The 763-nt window shown below is 60.3% G+C and carries 1 protein-coding gene; it reads left to right on the top strand.

All coding sequences use genetic code 11. From position 1 onward, the window contains the following. Nucleotides 1-709: IS21-like element helper ATPase IstB (gene istB, locus K675_RS0121040; RefSeq protein WP_017905447.1), on the top strand; the 709-nt coding region annotated here is incomplete at its 5' end. Nucleotides 710-763 lie beyond the last annotated feature (54 nt).

Below are 763 nucleotides of genomic sequence, written 5' to 3'. Positions count from 1 at the left end.
GGGCCTGGCACAACAAGCCGCGACTCAGGAACAGAGCTTCGCCGATTTCCTGGAGCAGTTGCTGCGCGCTGAAGCTGAGGCACGCCTGGAGCGTTCGCGCCAGACCTTGCTGAAGATGGCGACACTGCCAGCGCTCAAGACGTTGGAGCAGTACGATTTCGCCTTTGCCAGCGGTGCGCCGCGAGCGCAACTGCAGGAGTTGGCCGGGCTGAGCTTCGTCGAACGTGCCGAGAACATCGTCCTGCTCGGCCCCAGTGGCGTAGGCAAGACGCACCTGGCTTGCGCCTTGGCCTATCGCGCGACCCAGGCGGGTATCAAAACCCGTTTCATCACCGCCGCTGATCTGATGCTGCAACTGGCAGCGGCCCATCGACAGGATCGCCTGAAAGAGTACTTCAACCGTGCGGTGATGGGGCCTCGGTTGCTGGTCATCGATGAAATTGGCTACCTGCCTTTCGGTCGCGATGAAGCCAACCTGTTCTTCAACGTGGTCGCCAGGCGCTATGAGCGCGGCAGCATGATTCTCACCAGCAACCTGCCGTTTACCCAGTGGGCTGGCACCTTTGCGGATGACCAGACGCTGACGGCCGCGATGTTGGATCGGTTGCTACACCACGCACACATCGTGCAGATCTCGGGCGACAGCTATCGCCTCAAGGACAAACGCAAGGCTGGTACCAGCCCGCCACGGGCAGAGAAAGCCGTTTAGAAACAGGCCAAGGGGGTCAAATTTCAGTTGGCGAAAAATGAGGTAAAGGGGTCA

This window comes from Pseudomonas fuscovaginae SE-1, assembly GCF_000364705.1.
In the GTDB taxonomy this organism is placed as follows: domain Bacteria; phylum Pseudomonadota; class Gammaproteobacteria; order Pseudomonadales; family Pseudomonadaceae; genus Aquipseudomonas; species Aquipseudomonas fuscovaginae_A.
This window is presented reverse-complemented; position numbering and strand designations above follow the sequence as displayed.